The 20,471-nt window shown below is 61.8% G+C and carries 9 protein-coding genes and 2 pseudogenes; 4 read left to right on the top strand and 7 right to left on the bottom strand.

What is annotated here, in order from left to right:
• Nucleotides 1-54 precede the first annotated feature (54 nt).
• Entirely contained in the window at nucleotides 55-8,658 is an 8,604-nt protein-coding gene (locus VOM14_RS30185; RefSeq protein WP_327632384.1) for a GH36-type glycosyl hydrolase domain-containing protein, read from the bottom strand.
• A 307-nt stretch (nucleotides 8,659-8,965) separates the two neighbouring features.
• The gene (locus VOM14_RS30190) at nucleotides 8,966-9,106 is read right to left on the bottom strand and encodes a hypothetical protein (RefSeq protein WP_327632385.1); all 141 of its coding nucleotides are present in this window, start codon (nucleotides 9,104-9,106) and stop codon (nucleotides 8,966-8,968) included.
• Nucleotides 9,107-9,503: 397 nt separating this feature from the next.
• On the opposite strand from VOM14_RS30190, the gene VOM14_RS30195 reads away from it, so the two are divergent.
• Both VOM14_RS30195 and VOM14_RS30200 read left to right on the top strand, forming a co-directional pair.
• Entirely contained in the window at nucleotides 9,504-9,707 is a 204-nt protein-coding gene (locus VOM14_RS30195) for a cold-shock protein (RefSeq protein WP_042304025.1), read from the top strand.
• Between the two features lie 116 nt (nucleotides 9,708-9,823).
• Nucleotides 9,824-10,194, top strand: a pseudogene (locus VOM14_RS30200) (IS3 family transposase); the annotation flags it as partial.
• A 46-nt stretch (nucleotides 10,195-10,240) separates the two neighbouring features.
• On the opposite strand, the gene VOM14_RS30205 reads toward VOM14_RS30200, so the two are convergent.
• Entirely contained in the window at nucleotides 10,241-10,636 is a 396-nt protein-coding gene (locus VOM14_RS30205) for a type II toxin-antitoxin system HicB family antitoxin (RefSeq protein ID WP_042304026.1), read from the bottom strand.
• A 1,109-nt stretch (nucleotides 10,637-11,745) separates the two neighbouring features.
• Between VOM14_RS30205 and VOM14_RS30210 the strand changes: the two genes are divergently transcribed.
• Nucleotides 11,746-12,018, top strand: coding sequence for a DUF1488 domain-containing protein (locus VOM14_RS30210; protein ID WP_327632400.1), 273 nt, complete (start codon nucleotides 11,746-11,748; stop codon nucleotides 12,016-12,018).
• Between the two features lie 2 nt (nucleotides 12,019-12,020).
• Here the strand turns inward: VOM14_RS30210 and VOM14_RS30215 are convergent.
• The 3 genes and pseudogenes from VOM14_RS30215 to VOM14_RS30225 form a co-directional block, all read right to left on the bottom strand.
• Nucleotides 12,021-12,274: pseudogene (locus VOM14_RS30215) on the bottom strand (hypothetical protein); the annotation flags it as partial.
• A gap of 362 nt (nucleotides 12,275-12,636) precedes the next feature.
• On the bottom strand, nucleotides 12,637-13,062 hold the full coding sequence (locus VOM14_RS30220; RefSeq protein ID WP_327632386.1) for a response regulator: 426 nt from the start codon (nucleotides 13,060-13,062) through the stop codon (nucleotides 12,637-12,639).
• 364 nt (nucleotides 13,063-13,426) lie between these two features.
• Entirely contained in the window at nucleotides 13,427-13,657 is a 231-nt protein-coding gene (locus tag VOM14_RS30225; protein ID WP_327632387.1) for a hypothetical protein, read from the bottom strand.
• Between the two features lie 1,013 nt (nucleotides 13,658-14,670).
• Between VOM14_RS30225 and VOM14_RS30230 the strand changes: the two genes are divergently transcribed.
• Nucleotides 14,671-15,324: a response regulator transcription factor gene (locus tag VOM14_RS30230; RefSeq protein ID WP_327632401.1), complete on the top strand. Its 654-nt coding sequence runs from the start codon at nucleotides 14,671-14,673 to the stop codon at nucleotides 15,322-15,324.
• Between the two features lie 879 nt (nucleotides 15,325-16,203).
• Here VOM14_RS30230 and VOM14_RS30235 read toward each other — a convergent pair.
• Entirely contained in the window at nucleotides 16,204-20,217 is a 4,014-nt protein-coding gene (locus VOM14_RS30235; protein ID WP_327632388.1) for a CheR family methyltransferase, read from the bottom strand.
• Nucleotides 20,218-20,471 lie beyond the last annotated feature (254 nt).

The raw sequence follows: 20,471 nt of genomic DNA on the forward strand, positions 1-20,471 counted from the left end.
TGTTTTGAGAGTCGATCCTCATAACGGGGCGTCATGTGAATGGCCCCGCGCGCGTTACACGGTCGGCTCGCGCGACTCCACTTCCTCGGCTACACCCGAGCGCAACGACATTGACAGCCTGTGCGCGCCGGCATCGAGTGGCACGTACACGCCTTCGCCACAGCACTCAACAGCCTGACCGTCGAGCACAATGTGCGTAGCACGATCTCCCGGGACAGATTCCACGTGGATGTCGTAGCGCGTCGAATGCACGCAGATCGTTGCCTCAAAGCCCGGCCACGAGTCTGGAATACTCGGATTCACCACCAGAAAATTCCCTTCCCTGCGAATTCCCAGAATGCCCTCGACCCCCGCGCGGTACATCCATCCAGCCGACCCTGTGTACCAGGTCCAGCCGCCGCGCCCGACATGAGGCGCAACTGAGTAGACATCGGCTGCGACCACGTAGGGCTCGACCTTGTAGCGTTCGGTCTCGATCGGCGTACGCGCGTGATTGACCGGGTTGAGCAGCGAAAACAAACCCGCAGCCCGGTTGCCGTCGTCTATCTTCGCGAACGCGAAGATCGCCCACATCGCCGCGTGGCTATACTGGCCGCCATTCTCGCGCAGTCCCGGCGGGTAGCCCTTGATATAGCCTGGATCGTGCGATGACTTGTCGAACGGCGGTGTGAACAGCAGCGCAATCCCGTCATCCGGACGGATCAGGTGTTTGTCCAGCGCCGCCATCGCAAGCCGCGCGCGATGCGGATCTGCCGCGCCCGACAGTACAGCCCACGATTGCGCAATCGAATCGATCCGGCATTCTTCGTTGGTGCTCGAACCGAGCCAGCTGCCGTCGTCGAAAGTCGCACGACGATACCATTCGCCGTCCCAAGCGTCACGCTCCAATGCCTCGCGCACCGACAGCGCATGCGCGTGCCAGCGCTCGCTACGCGCCGGATCGTACGATGCGGCGAACGGCGCGAATAGCTCAATGGTCCGCACCAGCAGCCAGCCGAGCCAGACACTTTCTCCACGGCCGTCTGCGCCGACGCGGTTCATCCCGTCGTTCCAGTCGCCGGTGCCGATTAACGGCAAACCGTGCGCACCGGTCAATTCGATGCATTGATCCAGACCGCGTGCGCAATGTTCGAATAACGAGGAAGACTCCTCCGCGAGCATCGGCTGAAAGAAGGCGTCGTGCTCGTCGGGCTGCAGCAGGGGGCCGTCGAGGAAGGGCACGACCTCGTCCAGCACGGCTCGATCGCCCGTGCAGCCGATATACGTCGCAGCCGCGTAGGCGAGCCACACGCGGTCGTCGGAGATCCGTGTGCGCACACCTTGCCCCGAGTGCGGCAGCCACCAATGCTGAAAGTCGCCATCGACGAATTGCCGGGATGCGGCGCGCAGCAAATGCTGCCGTGTGTCGAGAGGCCGCACATGTGTTAGTGCCATCGTGTCCTGCAGCTGGTCGCGAAAGCCATACGCGCCGCTCGCCTGATAGAACGCCGAGCGCGCTTCGACCCGGCACGCGAGCGTTTGATACAGCAGCCAGCCGTTGAGCATCAGATCCATCGCCCGATCCGGCGTCCTGACCTGGACGGCGCCCAGCACGTTCTGCCAATGGCATGTCACTTCGGCGAGGACAGCGTCGAGGTCCGCCGCGCGATAACGTTCGATCAATGCCCGTGCATCGGCGACGGATGCGCATTGGCCGACGAATGCGATCACCTCCACCTTTTCGTATGCGCCCAGATCAATGAAAGTCTGCAGGGCCGCGCATGGATCGAGTCCGGCACCGGTCGCGCCGGACAGCGGCACGTTGCCGGTCAATGCCGCAGGTGCGGTTGGGTCGCCGAGGCGGCCGAGGAATTCGGTGCGATCCGCGGTCCAGGCCGCTTGCCGGCCGCCCAGGTCCGCGAATGCGACGCGTGTACCGAATGCGATATTCCATGGGTTGCGCGCCAGCATCGCCCCCGTGAGCGCGTCGATTTCCGTCACGACGAAGGGCCCCGATGCACCGCGCGAGGTACCGAGCACCCATTCGAGCCATGCCGTGACCGATAGCCGCCGTGGGCGGGCGGACAGATTGCGTAATGTCAGCCTGCTGATCTTCAACGGATCGGCACACGGTACGTATTGCAGCAGGTCGAGTGCGATACCGTTCGCTTCGTGCTCGAAGCGGCTGTAACCAAAGCCGTGACGTGCGATGTAGATCCCCCCGTCGCGAATCGGATTCGCCGTGGGCGTCCATACGTCGCCGGTGCTTTCGTCGCGCACGTAAATGGCTTCGCTGACGGGGTCTTCCACCGGGTCGTTCGACCACGGCGTGAGCTGGTTTTGATGGCTGTTTTCGGCCCACGTGTAACTGGCGCCCTCTGCCGCGACCTGGAACCCAAAGCCGGGGTTGGCGATCACGTTGATCCACGGCGCGGGCGTGCTGGCCTGCGCTGCGAGCACGGTCACGTATTCCCGGCCGTCACTGCCGAAGCCGCCCAGGCCATTGAAAAATTCGAGCCCGGCGCCCGGCGTCGGCACGGCGGACATATCGGCAGGCGCGGGCGCGGATGCCGACCGCGGTTTTTTTTGCCGGCGCGGCGCGGATGCCCGTGCCGGCATTTGCGACAGGTAGGCAAGCTGCGCAGCGATCGCCCCGCGGCGTGCCAACAGCACGATACGCGCGGCCGAAAGCAGCAGTGCCCTGGTCTCGACGCTCATCAGGTCGGCGCGCAACACATAGACGGAACCCTGCGCGAGTTCGCCGTCAAAGCGCGGTCGCGACTGGCTGCTCCGCACCGCGGTTTCGATCGCGCCCTGCAACTCCTGGATATAAGACGAAGCCCGTTCATTGACGATCACGAGATCGACTGCCAGCCGCTTCATCCGCCAGTATTCGTGTGCCTTCAATAGGTGCCGGACTTGCGCGATATCTTCGATATCGCCGATGCGAAGCAGCACGATCGGCAGATCGCCCGAAATTGCGTGCGGCCACAAGGCCGACTGCGGACCGGCGCCGCGCACGATGGCCCCGGGTGTCGCCCTGAAGCGTGCGTCGGCATACAGTAGCGGCGCCGCGAGCCGCTGAAAGTCCGCCGCCTCTTCTGCGTCCACATCGAGGTAGCGCAATTGCACCTGAGCTTGCGTCCATGCGAGCGTTTTAGCGCGGTCGAACGCGCTGCGGTCGTGATGCTGGTCGATCAGATCGAGCAACTGTGCGCGCGACTCGGCCACCACCGTCCAGAACGTGACGCGCACGACCTTGCCGGGTGGAACCTGCACGCGATAGCGCAGCGAGAAGACCGGGTCGAGCACAGTACCGGTCGTATTGGAGAGCGGCTGGTCGTCGGCGATCGATGCGGCTGAGCGCGCATTGCGCCCGCGGCCCAGAAAGCGTAGCCGATCCGTTTCGTACTGCGGTTCGGCAACGATCTCGCCTTCGACGACGGCAAAATGCGCGGCCCACACCTCGGCATCGTCGTGTGAACGCGGACGCCGCGTTGCCACCAGCGCCGCGAATTCGGCAAGATGCTCGGTCTGCACGAACATCCGCGAAAAGGCGGGATGCGCGTTGTCGGCTGCCGGCGTAGCCAACGCGAGTTCGGCGTATGAGGTCAGTTCGATTTCGCGTGTGCTGCGCCCGCTGTTCGCGAGCGAGACACGACGCACTTCGCCGTTTGCTTCACCGGACACCAGCACGTCCACCGTGGTGATTAGCGATCCGTCGCGACGGGTAAATTCCGCGTGATCTTCGCCGAACACGACGTCGCCGTATTCGGGTTCGGAAGCGACCGGTTGCGCGCTGGCAGACCATACTTGTGAGCCGAGCGTATCGCGCAGGAAGATAAACGAGCCCCAATGGTCGCGGGTCGCGTCTTCGCGCCAGCGCGTGATCGCGATTTCGCGCCAGCGGCTGTAACCGGCGCCTGTGGCGGTGAGCATCACAACATACCGTCCGTTGGACAGCAAATGCGTAATCGGCGGCCCGTTGGCGGCCATCGTTTCGGCGACGCGACGTACCGTCGGCGACATCGTGCCAGCGTCCGCTGCGGACGTGCTCACTTCCTCGGCGCGCGGATGGGCCACTGCGACGTCGCGCGGCATGCGTTCCTGCAACAGCAGTTCGCTCGCCTGGATCATCGGCTCGCGATGAAAGCGCGCGCGCATCTTCGCATCGAGCAAGGTGTTGGCAATCGCGACGATCGTCATGCCCTGGTGGTGAGCCATGAAACTGCGGACGATCGCGAAGCGCTCGCCGTCGGGCAGTCGTGCGCGGGTGAAATCGAGTGCCTCGTAAAAGCCATAGCGGCCCAAGGCGCCAAGTCTCGTGAGTTGCGCGTAGTTCTTGAGGGCGGCCCGTGGGGCTACCATGGTTGCGAGGCCCGTCGCGTAAGGTGCGACTACGCGGTTTTCGGAGAGACCGCGCTTCAGGCCGAGTCCAGGTACGCCAAAATTCGAATACTGATAGTTCAAGTCGATGTCGCGGGCCTGGTACGCGGACTCCGAGATGCCCCATGGCATGTCGAGCGATCGCGCGTATGACATCTGCCGTTCCACGACCAGACGGCTGGTCTGTTCGAGCAGACTGCCGACCGGCGCGCGCATGACCAGCGACGGCATCAGATACTCGAACATCGACCCCGACCACGAAATCAGTGCAGAACCCTTGCCGACCGGTGTCGCCGCGCGGCCGAGGCGAAACCAGTGACGCGTGGGCACGTCTGCCTTCGCGATCGCAAGCAGGCTTGCGAGCCTCGCTTCGGAGGCAAGCAGGTCATAGCAGTTCGCATCGAGGCTGTTATCCGCCCGCGAATAGCCGATCGACAGCAGCTTGCGGTCCGGATCGAGCAGAAACGCGAAGTCCATGCCGAGCGCCATCTCGCGCGACGTGTCGGCAAGAGCGCGCAGACGTGCTGGCAGAAGCTGCGGCACGGCGCCCGATTGTCGTCGATCGCGGCTGTGTTCACTCACGCTGCGACGCAAGGATTCGATCCAGAACATCAGATCTGCATAACTGTCGTCGCCGCCGGCCGGCATGATCGCGCGGGTCGTCTGCGCGGCTTTCTGCGTTAGCCGGATCAGCGACGGCGACAAGGCGTCAAGCATCTGCGGGCCACGCAGGTGCGTATCGATTTCTTCAAAGATCTCGACGAGCCGTTTGCCATGCTCCGCATTTGCCGCCGGCAGCGCGTCGACGGCCTCGCGCGCGAGTTGCAGGTTGTCGCGTATTCCGGGCCTCGCAGCCGGCGCAAGTGGCGCTTGCAGCCATTCTTCGCACGCATTGGCGAGCGCGATCAGATGCCCGGCGAGATTGCCGCTATCGACCGACGAAACATACGCGGGCGCGAGAGCCCGCAGATCTCGCGTGTCGTACCAGTTATAGAAATGACCCTTGAAACGCGGAAGTTTCTGCATTGACGCGAATGCGGCTTCGATGCGGTCGACGGTCTCTGTTGTCCCTGCCCAACCGAAATCGCGTGCGGCGACGGCCGACAGCAGATACAGTCCGAGATTGGTCGGCGACGTGCGCTGCGCGATGACTGGCTTCGGGTCTTCCTGGAAATTGTCCGGCGGCAGCATGTTTTCCAGCGGCGTAACGAAGGTCTCGAAGAAACGCCATGTGCGGCGCGCGATCAGGCGCAGTCCCTGGGCATCCGCATCGGACATCGCAAATCGCCCCGCGATCGCCGGCGAACGGCTCGACCACAATGCAAGCATTGGTGCGGCCAGCCACAGCGACCCGAACAGCAGCACGAGCGGCCAATGCGTCGGCTCGACGGCCAGCGCGCCGGTGCATAACGCGAGTGCGAGCGCGATACCGCCGGTCATTTGTCGATAAAAGCCGGGCAGATCGAGGCGCGGGCTGGCCTTCGACTGCGCCGCCGTCGTCCATTCGAGCAGGCGGCGATGCGTGATGAACAAGCGCACCAGCGTCCGGACGATCGCATCGGCCATACGCCATGCATGATCGGCGAGAAACGCCGCCGATAAAGCGATTTGCAGCGCGGCAAGCCGCATGTCGGCAGCGAGCCCGCGGAAGTGATTGCGCAGGCGAATTCCGGCACGCCGCGGCAGGATTGCGAATAGTGTAGGCAGGAGCGCGGGAACCGCGAGCACGGCTGACAATGCCAGGATTCCCGCAAGACCGGCGCGCACCGGCATCAACCAGCACAGCGCCAACGCAGCAACCATCGTAGGGGCGAGCAGCGAGCGGCGCAGATTGTCGAGCATCTTGAAGCGTCCGATGGACGGCATTGCTGGTTGTGCACGGCCTCGATGCCCAACGATCCACGGCAGCAACTGCCAGTCGCCGCGTGTCCAGCGATTCTGGCGCTTGGCCGTGACGTCGTAACGTGATGGCACTTCCTCGACTACCTCGACATCCGAGGCGAGGCCCGCACGCGCAAAGATGCCCTCGAACAGATCGTGACTGAGCAGGGCGTTTTCCGGCACGCGGCCACGTAATGCCGCTTCGAACGCGTCGACGTCGTAGATGCCTTTACCGGTAAACGAACCCTCGCCGAAGAGGTCCTGATAGACGTCGGATACGGCTGCTGCATAGGGGTCCATTCCTCCTGGACCAGAGAAAACGCGCTGATAAAGCGAACCCTCCTGGCCAACGGGCAGCGATGGTGTTACACGGGGTTGCATGATCGCGTAGCCGCTAACCACGCGCTGCCCGATTTCACTGAATTGCGGCCGGTTCAGCGGATGTGCCATCTTGCCGATCAGGCGCAGCGCGGTGTCGCGCGGCAAACGCGTGTCGGCATCGAGTGTGATGACGTAGCGCACGCCCGACGGCACCTGCGGTGCGCGCCCCGCGATGGGCACAAAGTTCGTGTCGGTCGCGCCACGCAGCAGCCGGTTGAGTTCGTGCAGCTTGCCGCGTTTGCGTTCCCAGCCCATCCATTTGTTCTCGCTCGCGTTGTACACGCGACGGCGGTGCAGCAACAGGAAACGGCTACCGCCGGGACCCCGTCCGTGCCGGCTGTTCAGTTCTTCGATGGCGTCGGCTGCGACGGCGAGTAGAGGCGCATCGCCGGGCAGCTCTTGCTCATCGGCATCGAGCCCGTCAGCCAGCAAGGCGAACGACAGGTCGCCGCCAGCGCCCGCGAGATGATGCACCTCGAGACGTTCGATCTGCTCGCGCAACTCGGTCTCGCTTGTCAGGAGCGTCGGCACGGCAACCAGTGTACGCAGCGATGACGGCACGCCCCCCGTCAGTTCGAGCCCGGGTAACGTGATTGCGCCGGAACACCATGTCACCGCGCGATTGACGAGCGCGGTCGCAATCTCCGTGGCGGGCAGGAATCCGCATACGGCAAACGACGCGAGTATCCACGCGTCGGTGCCCTGAGGCTGTGAGGTCCACTGCGCCCACAGAGCCTGCAAGGCCAGCGCCACCAGCATCGCGGCAACTGCAAGGATCGTACCGACGTAGCCACCAATGCCGAGACGGGCACTGAATCGCGTCATCCGCAGACGCGGCGGCGGTCGAAATTCCAATGCGTGTTCGAGCGCACGTCGGCCCTCGGCGATCAGGTGATAGCCAGGCTCCCCCGCACGTCCCGCGCGCGCTGTATCGCCCGCCTCTGCAATCGCCGCTTGCGCCGCCTGCAGGGCGAGATCGGTCACGTCGAGTTCATTCGCGGATGAGCCGCGCGCCAGTTGCTCGATCGCACTGCGGTACAGATTACGCGTGGGAAAATCCATCGTGCCGAACGAGCTGCCCGCACGCAACCGCGCGTCGACAAGGCTCATGCTCTCGAACAGCTCCGTCCAGTCGATGTCGGAAATCAGGCGAATGCTGGTAATCACGTTGCGCACTGTGACGTTCGCCGCGCCTTGGTGTTGCTGCGCGTGCTGCACGACCTCATCGATGGAAAGGCCCTGGCATTTCAGCCGATCTTCCAGCCAGCCCAGCGCCGGCGTGGTGCGCGGATCCTGATCACGCAGGCGCTTGGCGAGTTGCGCTGCAAACGGTTCCGACAGCGTGCTCAATGAACGCGCGGCGATATCCACTTCCAGTGCGGAACGCGCGCTGCCGGATTCGAGCAGACGCTCGGTGAGCGCGTCGGCATCGGCATGTGCGGTGCGGGCTGCGGTCATCTCGTCGGCTAGACGTCGCAGGTTCTCGATCAGCACGATCCGCAGCGTGATCGCCACCGCCCACAATTCGCCGATCGTCAGCGGTTGAATCCGTTGATAGGCGTCGATGAAACGGCGTAGCACCTGTGGGTCGAAGTGACTGTCGGTGTGGGCCACGAACGCCCACGCAAGCCCGAATACACGCGGATAGCCGGCGAACGGACCCGCGGCAAGTTTTGGCAACTGACGGTAGTAGCCGGACGGGAGGTCGTCGCGGATCTCGCGGATCTGCTCTTCGACCAGGTGATAGTTGTCGAGTAGCCATTCGGCCGCAGGCTCTACGTCCCGGCCACTGCCCAGTTCTGTGGCGCTCGCCCGGTAAGCTGCGAGCAGGACGGCAGCGTTGTCGTCTAGCCGTGTGTGCAGCGCCAATACGGCGGGCGGCTTTTTCGTCACCGGTTGCGCGGCGGCGAGGCTTTGCGCGTGCTGTTCGAGGCGTTCTACGCCAAACAATTCAGCGCGCACCGGCGCGGTGTCTATCCAGGGCGGCGAGCGCGAGCGAAATCGTATCGCGTACTGAAGCAATGTGTGCACCGACGCCATCCTTTTTGTGGTGAGGTGACTTGAGCGGGCAGGGCAAAACGCCCCGCGCGATGTCGTTGAAAGGCGTGCCGGACACCATCGTTACGATGTTCCGTGGGCGCGAGGACGGATTGCCGGTAGGACGAACTCCGGCTCTACGGCGCGTGCGGTCAGTCGCGTGTGTCGGGCGACAAATCCGGTAGCAAAGAGAAATAAGCCGGCCCTTGGGCCAATCTGTATGGCTCTGCAACAGACGGTGCCGGCGTAAGATGAGATCAGGAGGCACAGATCCCGGTCTGCGCCATCAGGTGTTGGCTTGCTATTTCTTTTTCATTGGTGAACTGGTCGCGGAACTTTTCCGGGCTGTCGTCCAGGATACATCCGTTTCGGGAGACGGCACTTTTTTGGGTTGTTTAGGCTTTTTAGCCTCGCGATTGCCGCGTTGTTGCCCCTTTGCCATGATGCTTCTCCAATTACTTCGACCGCGAAAGCGACCGCCTTGTTATTCATTCTGGGCGCGTTTTCCGATTCTGTCGCGATCTATTTTCACAAGCCTGCAGGAAAGGGGGCAGACCGTGCGAGCCAGCGAGGATGCGCGTCGGACGTGGCGTGCAATGCGCTGCACCGATACGCGTCACGGCACGGCATGCGCGACGGCAGCTAACAGGATGAACCGCGTATTCGCATTCTTCTTGCTTGACTACAGTCATCAGCGTATGGTGAGACACGAAGCTCAAGAAAGTCGATTGCTGCTCATCAATGGCTCGCTGCGTCAGCGGTATTCGTTGTCCTCTCACTCCTTGACTCTTCGGACACTCCACCATTGGAGCTGACACATATTTTTCTTAAGGAATGTTATGGATACCGGTACTGTAAAGTGGTTTAACGATAGCAAAGGCTTTGGGTTCATTACCCCCGACGCAGGCGGGGAGGATCTATTCGCCCACTTCTCGGAAGTGAGCGGCGAAGGTTTCAAGACCCTGGCTGAAAACCAGAAGGTTAGCTACGAAACGAAACGCGGTCCAAAAGGACTGCAGGCAGCAAATATCAAGCCGCTGTAAGGCGACTGGTGCCCGCGTTTGCGGGCACCCTGCATAGTCGCGTTTTCTGCTGCGCTCAGCGAACCGCTGATGCCTATCTTTAGCCACTCTGTTTGGGCTGCTGCCGGTTTCATGGACGCCTTCTTCGTCAGGGAGTCGATGTGAAATTCGGCTTCATGGCGAAACACGGGGTATCTGGCTTGTGAGTCTGATGTGCGATGCGCTCGGTGTCTCGCGTAGCAGCTTCTATGCGTGGCTGACGCGGCCATCGAGCAAGCGTCGCCGGGATGACCAGATTCTTGGCGAACAGATTCGCCAAAGCTTCATGGCAAGCGACCGGATCTATGGTGCTCGCCGCGTTTGGCGCGACGTGCTGGCTTTAGGCTGTCACTACGGCCATCATCGGATTAAACGACTCATGCAGGCTCTGGGCTTACTCGCGCGGCCTCCGCGTCGTGGCTTGCCCAAGGATGCCGGTGCTCGCAGTGCGATTGCCGGTAACGTGCTCGTCGACAAAGACCCGCGGTGTACAGGCCCCGTGACGACTGCCATCCCTATCGGTTCTCAAGCTCATGTACTGCAGCCAGCGTGATGAACGCCGAACGCGTCATATGACGTTCCTTTGCCGCCGCATCGATTTGCTGCAACAGACTCTCAAGCAGGCTGAATTGAATGCCCACAGCTTCCGAGGTAACCCGCGCCAGATTGATGTCGATAAACATCCAGATCCCTTCCCCGTCGTCCATGTCGAGTGCATGCAATTCGGATGTACTGGAGGTAGGTACGGGTATGAGCTGTGCGCTGCGGTCGTACATCAACTCGACCATCTCCTGCGCATTGCTCATCAGTTCGCCCAACGAATCGCCTCGGGCATCGACGAGTGGAAGATCGGGAAAGCTGGCGCGAAAGCCGGTGTAGCCATCGCGGCGCACATAAAGTGGATATTCCATGACCTGCTCTCCTCGATCTGTCGGCTGACAGGATATTCGGCGTGTCGGAGTCCGGTCGGCAGCACCTTCCTGGCGATGACGTCTTTGCCGCATTGCATCGCGAAATCGACGGACTCGTCCAGGGTGGTGGGACTTGCCGTACCAAACACCGTTGAGTAGCGCCCGATCTTGTCCCCTGCGGACCGAAGGGGACAACCGTCACGGCGGACAAGAACTCCCTTGGACCTTGGGCACATGGATCGCGGTGCAGCGGGAATTCCTGCCGCGTGTTCAGGCGTAGCACTTGTCGGCTCCACAATGCGCTCAATGCCATTGCTGCGCAATCCAAATCTCGCGCGGCGCAAAAGGGGGAGCGGGCGTCCTGCCCGCCTTCCCGTCTGGTGGTGAGACCGCACAACGACTGCTCTCTGGGACCGGACCGCATCATCCCGCCGACAAGCGTACGGATTAAATTGGCTACGAGACCTCACCGCAATTCGCAGAGCATGCCGGCGGCGGTAGCGGTAAGCGTTTGCAATCGAGCTTGCATTGCTGATCCAAAGAGCGCACTCTCAATGGGTTCGACGTACGGAGCCTTCGGTTCAGCATCGGCACCGCGAGATGTCTGCAGCCAATATGGTGTCCTGACAAGAAAACACCGTGACGATTACCGACGAAAGACGTCCGACCACACGTTTCGTGCGTCATGCCTGCCGTGTTCGCCACGTCTTGTTCGACCGGCTTCATCCGGCGACCGGAAATTTCCTCCACGAATGTTCAATCCGACCGATTTGATGAGTCGGTTGGTGCTATAGCGCGATCCGCTCACAAGAGCGCAAACCCGATCAGCATTGCGAAGCGATTGTTTGCGTTTCGAACTGCGAGCAGCCGCCCGCAACCGGCCGGTCATCGAACCCTTTAACTTTAGCTTCTTGGAGCTAGCATGCTCAAACGAACTGGCGGGTATTCAGCGTCACCCATCAAGCAAGGTGACTTTTTCATCACACAGAAGGTGCGTGCTGCTGCACTGGAGAAGGCGGAAAGCGAGCGCGCCCGGAGGCGACGCGAGAATGACGCCCTCCTTGATGTTAACGCCAGCAAGTGGCGATATGACAGCAGGCGGTAACGAGATGGGAACAGGGAATGGAGTTATCAACTTTCCGAATCCCAGTCGTATCCACGACACGTCTAGACATTGTGTGTGCTTCTGGGGTTACGACAACGCTCGCGAGATTGCCTTTCTCGTCGACGACGCAATGCTGACGAAGCTGAGCCCTGGTACGGGTTTGGATGAGTCCGAGTTGCTCGCAGTCTTCGACCGCAATCGCGACAGGATTATGGGACTAGCCAGAAGCTTGTATAAAGGCGGCCCACAGACGAGATATTCAATTTCGATTGACTGAAGCGACTTCCTCACGTAACGCGGCACGATGGACGAATTGAACTTTACGCCCGATCCTGGTCGATCGGGCACCTTCGGCACCTTCGGCACCTTCGGCACCTTCGGCACCTTCGGCACCTTCGGCACCTTCACCGCAATCGGCGCGGCGGCCATCCACACCTCGCGTTCTGGCAAGCAGCCGTCGAGCACCAAGGCGCGTTGCTCGTGCACGTCTCGACGTGCGCGAACCGCTCCATGAGTTCTGACAGTTCCGCTTCCGTCATGGATCGCCGCTATGGAGCCAATCTGTGATCGGCGTGTAGGCGCCAGTGTTTCCGGGACACAGGCGCGGCTCGAACTTTCCAGGTCGGTACGCTCCGTTCTTTTTGAGCGGAGCGTGCATGGTCAACAGGAGGTTCGAATTGTTTGAATATCGCCAAGTCCTTGTCCGCATGCGGCAAGGCGACTCCGACCGCGACATTGCGCGCGGCGGATCAGTGACCGGCCGCCGTACGTACGAATCAGGCTTCGAGTCCACCCGTGAAGATGAGGTAACAAAGGGAAATGGTCAGCGGGCGCGCGCCGCCCCAGCGATACTGGCGCATCCCTTGTCAGGTTAATTGCGGAAATTCCAGCCCGGTCATTGAATCTGTTCAAGCAGTCGCAGAAGCGGCCCCGGTGCTGCCCCCTTCTGGCAGTAGGCGTCGAAGCCTGAGGCCACACCGTCGGAGCGAACCGTACGCTCGTCCTGCGCGGTAAAGGCGACAATGACGAGGTGCTGGGCCGTAACGTCGTGGCGAAGGATTCGTGCCACCGTGTAGCCGTCCATGCCCGGCATGTTGATGTCCAGTACAACGATGTCCGGCATTTGTGCGGCGACTGCAAGTAGCGCCGCTGAGCCGTCCAGAACGCACTGTGCGTCATAGCCTGCCAGTGAGAGTACTGTCGTGAGTGACTCTGCGCCGGGACGATAATCGTCGACGACGAGCAGCCGGCGGTTGGTGTGCGTTGCTGCATGCTGTACGGTGCGCGCCGTCCAGCGTGTTGTGCCGGGGAAGGATTTCATGGCGAAGGTGTGCCTCGCAGTTGGCTGGCAGCGGAAGACTCACTGCCCGATGGCCGTCGTTGCGCATCTCGTCCGCAATGGCAGGATGTAGGAGCCTGCGCGCAAACTCCGTACCCATGGAGAAAACGAACGAGCCTGCCAGACTTTATCGAGGCGAATCTTGAGGCCCGGATGGATAGCCCGGCGGAGAATGCCCGTGCGTACAGCTGGGCGAGTAGTCGACGCCCCTGGTCGTGCTGCGAAACTTGACCCGGAATATGCTGATGAATGTTGCGCAGACTTGCGCGGAACGCCGAGTGTGCCCCTGCGGACGCCAACGTCACGCCATCGGCGCAGCATCCACGGCGTGCCACGAGTGTTCACCCTATGACTTGCCGGTTCGAAGTTGATGGACGCGAGCGAGCAGGTCGAAGGCCCGCTTTTCCAGGGCGGCATCGCGAGGAAGATCGTCGACTATAGCTTTAAGCCGGGCCTTCCAATACGCGGGATTGGCGACCGGCGTTCGAAGTGACAGATACGGTTGTGTCCGCTCGAGGAGCGAAACTACCGCCTTGATATGCAACAGCTCAAGTTCCAGTTCGTGGTAGGAGCGCATGCCGGCTATTCTTCCCTGGCCGCCATTTGCTCACGTTGCCGATCGCAAATGCTGCTTAGGTACATCGATTGAAAAACTGATCGTGGTCAACCCTTACGGGATGGCCCTCTCGTGAACGCATTACCGGCTCGCCGTCCGCACCCCAAGCAGGTATTGCCAAAATGTTTCGCGAACGCCGTCGACGCGCAACGCGTGTCCGCAGCGCACCTCAACGGACGGATTCGCCGGAATCAAAACGCACGGCTGCGCAATACTCCGTCGAGCCGTGCGGCTGTTGATACGCACACCTGCCTAGAATCCTTCCTCGTAGTTGTGCCCACGCCCGCACCGGGAAGCATATGCAGATATATCACCGTGAAACGTTTAGCCCCGGACGGAACGGGAACCCGTAGTCGTGGCGAGCCTTTCCCGTCGCGTCATCGTGCGGGAAAAGGAAGAGCGGGAAACGTGAGCGACGACATCGCGTACCGATGTGATCGACCGTGTTGCACGGTCTTCAGTGAAAAGTGGCGAGCCCCTGCCGCCCGACAAGACAGCTGCGGAACTGCAGAAAACGCGGGCAGGCATATCGGCAGACCCATACTACGCGTACTGGCGGATTTGTACAGCGCATATTCGGCTTCCAGGGGTGCACGGTCCGGAGTGCAGCCGTCCCGTGCTTGGGACACCGGACGCAGTCACGTCAATGGTGGTCGACGTTAGGGCGAGCTTTTCGGGAGGGGGACGCGCCCCAAACCGATAAAAGAGCGCTTATCCCCGGCTAGAAAGAGAAATCGGCCGGCGTCTGTGGTCGCCTGCTGTTCCGCTCCAAAAAAGACGTTGCCCGATTGCGGAACGCTTCGATAACGCCTGCTATGCAGGCAGCAATTACCAAAGCCGAGGTGTTCCACAGCGAGATTGACACGTCCGGTATGGAAAACCGGAACGCGTCGCTTATTACAAATTGGCGCTCGACATGCGTATCCCCCGGAGCATGCTCAAGGGGGGCACAAACCGCTCTCCTTGGAGTTTTAGTGATAAATGTGGCGATAGCTGACGCCCATGGCGTCGTACGCGAAGGCTTGCGGCAGACCCTGCAAGCCAGTGGCGGCTTCGATATTGTCGGTGAAGCTTTTGATGGTGCCAGCACGCTGGCGCTTGCGAGAATCACCGACGCTGTCCTCCTGACGCTGGGTCTGTCGATGCGGGGTGTCCACGGCCTTGATCTTATTCCTCTGATCAAGACTACGAATCCCTCCCTGCGTATTCTCGTTGTAACAATGCAAGCGGAGGAATCGTATGCCGCCCGTGCATTCAAAGCCGGTGCGTCGGGCTATATCACAAAGGCGTGTTCGCCCGTGGATTTCATCGATGCAGCCCGACGGGTTGCCGCAGGTGGCGTGTACGTCAGTCTTGCGGTGGCCAACCAGTTTGCCCAAGGCTTAAGCGACACGGCTTCAGCGATGCCTCACCAGCGGCTATCGGCGCGGGAATTGGAGATACTTCTCCGGATTGCGGCAGGCGAATCGCGAACCGTGATAGCCCAAAAGCTTGGTTTGAGCACCAAGACCATCGGCACCCACAGGACGAACGTTCTGAAAAAAATGGGGTTTGCCAGCGACGCGGCGCTTGTCCGCTACGCGATGCGCCACGGCCTCGTTGAGGAAGACGGGCTCGATGCACTTTGAATCGGGTAACGTGCTGTGTCGTTGCGCTTACCACGAATGGCAAATGCCAGAGGGAAATTGGTCGCTGGTAACCCAACGTCTTGATGACTCGAAGGGAGCGGCCGCAGCCACTAGGGGACTGCGAGTACTTCGCCCGGAGCCCGGCGATTCGCATGAAACTGTGCGTAGGGATGTTCCTCCCGTGGCGCTTGCGTGCATTACCGACACGCCTTGCGGGCACTGATCTTCTTCATCATATGCCTGGTTTCCGCCATCGCGCAGATCGCGACGGCCGCAGGCCGGTAGTCCAAGCGGTGAGGCGCGCTGCGCCTTCAGAAACTCGAGATAAAGGACGTCCCGCTTGGGCTTCCGCGCAATTGCGTCAATGTGTTCAATAAATTGTGGCATGGCACATCGTCCGTGAATTCATGATGAAAGGCCGTGTCGGTGCCGCGTCATTCAACGATGTAGCCCATCGCCGCCGCACAGGCTGGGCAGAGGATCAGTACGCGGCCATCCTCGCGGCCACGCAACGTCGCTGGCTCGCTGCATCGCTCGCAGGTGCACCGGCTCAATCGTGCAGCTTCGGCAAGCCAGCTATCCACCTCTCTCGTTATCTCACCGCGGAGGCGGAACTGCAGACTACCCAGCTTTTCCAGCACTTCTTCAATTGCGAGCAGACTCGCCGCTGCAGAAATGACGACGCCTTTGACTGGTCCGCAGATGTAGCGAATCGGCTTGCTCCGAAGAAGGGACCATTTCGCGCGTGCAGGCGGCTCCCAGCACCCTGCCTATTGTGCGTTCCTGACTTGTCTCTCACGATGGGCAACATATAGCGCAGGAGACATCGCGCAGAGTCAGAGGGCGGCCGGTGCATCATCGGCCGCCCTGTCGAGCGACTCAGGTCGGTGCGGCCAACAGTCGAACCACGTCTTCGGGATCGACCGGCTTGGTTAGGTGATGGTCGAATCCTTCCGCGGCTGACCGACTACGATCCACAGGCAGCCCGTACCCCGTGAGTGCGATCAATGTCATGTGCCGTCCCGTATCTGCGGCGCGCAATCTTTGCGCGACTTCATAGCCGTCCATGTCGGGTAATCCAATGTCGAGCAGGATGACCTCCGGGTCGAAGCTCGCCGTCATGGCGATGCCCGAAGCACCGTCGAGGCAGGTCTTCACCTCGTGTCCCGCGATGGTCAACAGCGTCGCAAGCGCTTCGCCCGCGTCTGCGTTGTCGTCAACGATGAGAATCCGTTTAGGAAGCGCGGTGGCCGGTACTGGCATCGCGTCGCGCCCGATGGTGGGCGACGTCGTATCTAGCGGAAGGTCGACGATAAACTCGCTACCGGTGCGACCGTCGCTGAGCGCACGGACCGATCCGCCGTGCAGTTCGACCAGGCGCCTGACGATGGACAGGCCAACACCCAGCCCGCGATGGCGCGGTGCGTCGGATGCGGGACCCTGAACGAACATGTCAAACAGGCTCCCGATCATGTCCGGCGGAATGCCTCGCCCGTTATCCTTGATACTCAGCGACAAGCGATGAGCCGTGGCGGTCGCCCGCAGCTCGATGGATCCTCCGGGCGCAGTGAATTTGGCCGCATTGATCACGATGTTCTCGATGACCTGCGAGAGCCGGGTTGGGTCCGCGTAGAGAAAGAGGGGGACGTCGGGCAGCGAGACCGACAGCCGGTGATGACGCTCTTCGACGATAGGCTGGCAGACCTCTATGCCACTCTGCACGATGGTTTTCAGCGCGACAGTCCGCCGGTTCAGTTCAATGCTGCCGCTGGTGATCCGTGTGATGTCAAGCATATCGTTCACTAGATGCATCATGGCGGCGCCCTGGCGCTGGATCACGCCCACGGCCCAGGTCTTCTGGGCTTCGGAGGCCGCCGCCGACGCGAGCAGGTTGCCGGCCGAATATAACGCCGCCAGTGGATTGCGTAGCTCATGGGCAAGCATGGCCAGAAACTCGTTTTTCCGCCGGTCGGCCAGTGCGAGTTGCTCCGCGCGCTCCCGGAGCTGCGCGTTGCTCGCACTGCGGTCGATCATGTCCCGTTCGGTCGAGGCAACCGCTACCGCGTTGCCCGAATCATCCAGCAGAATCGACATCGTCAGCCAGATATCGACCACATGGCCATCCTTCGCGACCCGCTGCGTTTCGTAGGAATGGAGCGCTTCGTGATGCAACGCCTGATGGATGAAGTCAAGATGATCGTGTCTTGCCCCTTTCGGCTGCAGGTCGGAGACAGACATGTCCAGCGCCTCCTCCTCGCTGTAGCCATACATACGGGTGGCAGCCCGATTCCATGCAAGGAAGTGGCCTTTCAGGTCGAATACCGTGACTGCATCGTTGGAGTCCTGCACGACTGCAGCCAGGTGCCGCGAGCGCTCATTGGCGCGTCTGACGGGCGTGATGTCCATCCACGTGAGCACTGCGCCAGCGGGCAGCCTGCCGTCAGCCGCGGCATAGGGCGTGATCCGGCGCAGATACCAGAGGCCCGTGGCCGTCTGAACCTCCTTTTCCGCGGAGCGGGTGAGGCCGGCGAGTACGTGTTCCGTGTCCGACATTAGCGCATCGCCCAGGGGTGCGCCGAGCACCTCGGCAATGGCGCGGCCCGTATCTGCGGGCGCAAGACCAAACAACCGACCAGCACTGGGTGTGAACCGTCTGATGATGCCGTGCTCGTCGAGCAGCACGGTCGGGATTTCCGTGCTGGCCAGAACGCTCGTGACGTCCGCGTTGAGCGCCTCCAGCTCGTGCAGCTTCTGTTCGAGCTGCGCGTTCACCTGGCTTAGCTGTTCATTGACCGCCTGCAGTTCCTCTTTCGACGTTTCGAGTTCCTCGTTGGCCGAGTGCAGTTCCTCGTTCATGGAAAGCACTTCTTCGTTCGACACCCTCAGTTCGCTGTTGCTTTCTTCCAGTTCCTCGATCGTGCCGCCAAGGGCCGCCTGGGTTGTGCGAAGCTCGCGCTCCAGGTGCCAGAGGTCCGAATCCACTCCCGATGTAACCGGCGACGCAGGGCGGTCGACCACAGGCAGCCGGGCGAACAGCACGAGCAGGGCCTTGCCGGAATTCGCCGTATCGAACGGGCGCGTCACGGTGATCTTGATTGCCGGCATCTCTGCGTTCGATACGATTTCGCTCACCGGTGTCCCTGAGCTGTTATCCAGTGCGCGGCGCAGGGCGATCCGCAACTTCAGGCGCAGCCCTTCGCGCGTCATGTCGAGGAGATTACCGGTCGGCTCGCCCGCAGGCTGGCTCAGATATTCGTCCGCCGCGCCGCTCACATACAGGACTTGGTGCGAAGCGTTGACCAGGATGGACGCCGCGTGGTGCTCGGCCAGCAAGGTGGCATTCACCAGCTCCGCGTAGCCCTTGTTCCGGACACCTACGCGGCTCGCGGGCGGGAACTCCTCGCGACGCACGGTGCGTGTCGAAAAGCGATAGCCGGAGACACCGGGACTCGCTACGGGGCTGCGCTGGTAAATGCGCCAGGCTTTGGACACCTCGTGAAACTGGGTCGAGTCGGGATCGGTACTCTCCGAGCGCCCGAGGAACAGAAAGCGGTTCGGATTGAGCGAGAAGTGAAACAGTTCGAACACGCGCTGCTGGGCGTCAGGCTCGAGATAGATCAGCAGGTTGCGGCAACTGATGAGATCGACGCGGGAGAACGGCGGGTCGGCGATCAGGTTCTGTGGCGTGAACAGGATCGTCTCGCGAATCTCCTGCCGGACCTGATAGCCATCGTTGCGCGCATGAAAGAAGCGTTCGAGCCGCGCCTCTCCGAGCGGCAACGCCACGCCGGGAGCGTAAATGCCCAGCCGCGCACGCACGAGCGCCACGCGGTTCACGTCAGACGCAAGGATCATGAATTTTCGCAATTCGCCGCGCTTCTCGATTTCCTCGGCCAGCAGCATCGCCATCGAATAGGCTTCCTCACCCGTCGCGCAGGCGGGGATCCAGACGCGCAACGGTTGGTCACCTGCAGGTTCGTCCAGTAGGCGCGCCAAGACCCGCTCGGACAGCGCCTGCCAGGCCTGCGGGTCGCGGAAAAACTCGGTGACGCCAATCATCATGTCCAGACCGAGTGCCTCGACCTCTTCAGGCCGGCGTCTGAGCAGGTCGCAATAGAGCTGGAGACTGGCGACGCGGTTGACGCTCATGCGGCGCGCCACGCGGCGCGCCAGAGTTCCGCGCTTGTAGCCCCTGAACTCGAAACCCGCGTCCGCCAGGGTTCTGAGCACCGGCTCGAGGTCGGGGGAATCGCCGTCGGGTGCAAAACTTGACAGTATGACCGCTTCCGAGCGTCCGATGTACTCGATGAGCGCCGCCGGCATGTCCTCCACCGGCAGCACGTAATCAACCAGACCGGTGTCGATGGCATACGCTGGCATGGCGCCGTGCTCGGCCGTTTCCGGATCCTGCGCCATCACCATGCCGCCTTCCGCCTTGATCAGGCGTAGACCCGCTGCGCCGTCTGCGTTGGCGCCGGTGAGTACGATGCCTATCGCGCGCTCGTGCTGGTCCGTCGCAAGCGACTTGAACAGGTGGTCGACTGGCATGGGAATCTCCGGCCGGCCGACGGCGGGCGATAGCCGGAACAGTCCATGGAAAACGCTGACGGAGAATTTTGGCGGGATGACATAGACATGTCCGCCCATAATCGGTGCTCCGTCTTCGATGACTGACACGACCAGGGGAGTGGCCCGCGCCAGTAACTCGGCCAGATGACTCTCGGCGTCCGGAGCGAGATGCACCACGACCACGAAAGCGATATCGGGCCGTATGACACTAGCCGCGCGGAAAAACCGGCCAAGCGCCTGAAGCGCGCCGGCCGAGCCGCCGATCGCGACGATACGTGAGGCCCGCGGTGGCTCGCTCGCCGGCGAGGAGGTGTTGGCGTTCATGTTCGAATTTGCGCCTGTTGGTCAGTGAGCCTGGTGGCCGGGGAAGCGGTTCAGTTCGCGTGCGCATCCGGGATTCGCGCCTCTGACGCTGCCACGAGCGTGCGCCGATCCGTGTTTGCGGCTGGGGTGCTCACACAGTGCACGTTCGGGGCCTGTCGCGCCAGTAGTTTCGAGTCCCCTGTTCCCACCATGCGTTCGGAGGGGCTAGTCGCACCGGTGCGTTCGCCAGATGGGCTGTCGTTTGGCCATTTACC

The organism is Paraburkholderia sp. MPAMCS5 (assembly GCF_036016995.1).
Classification (GTDB): domain Bacteria; phylum Pseudomonadota; class Gammaproteobacteria; order Burkholderiales; family Burkholderiaceae; genus Paraburkholderia.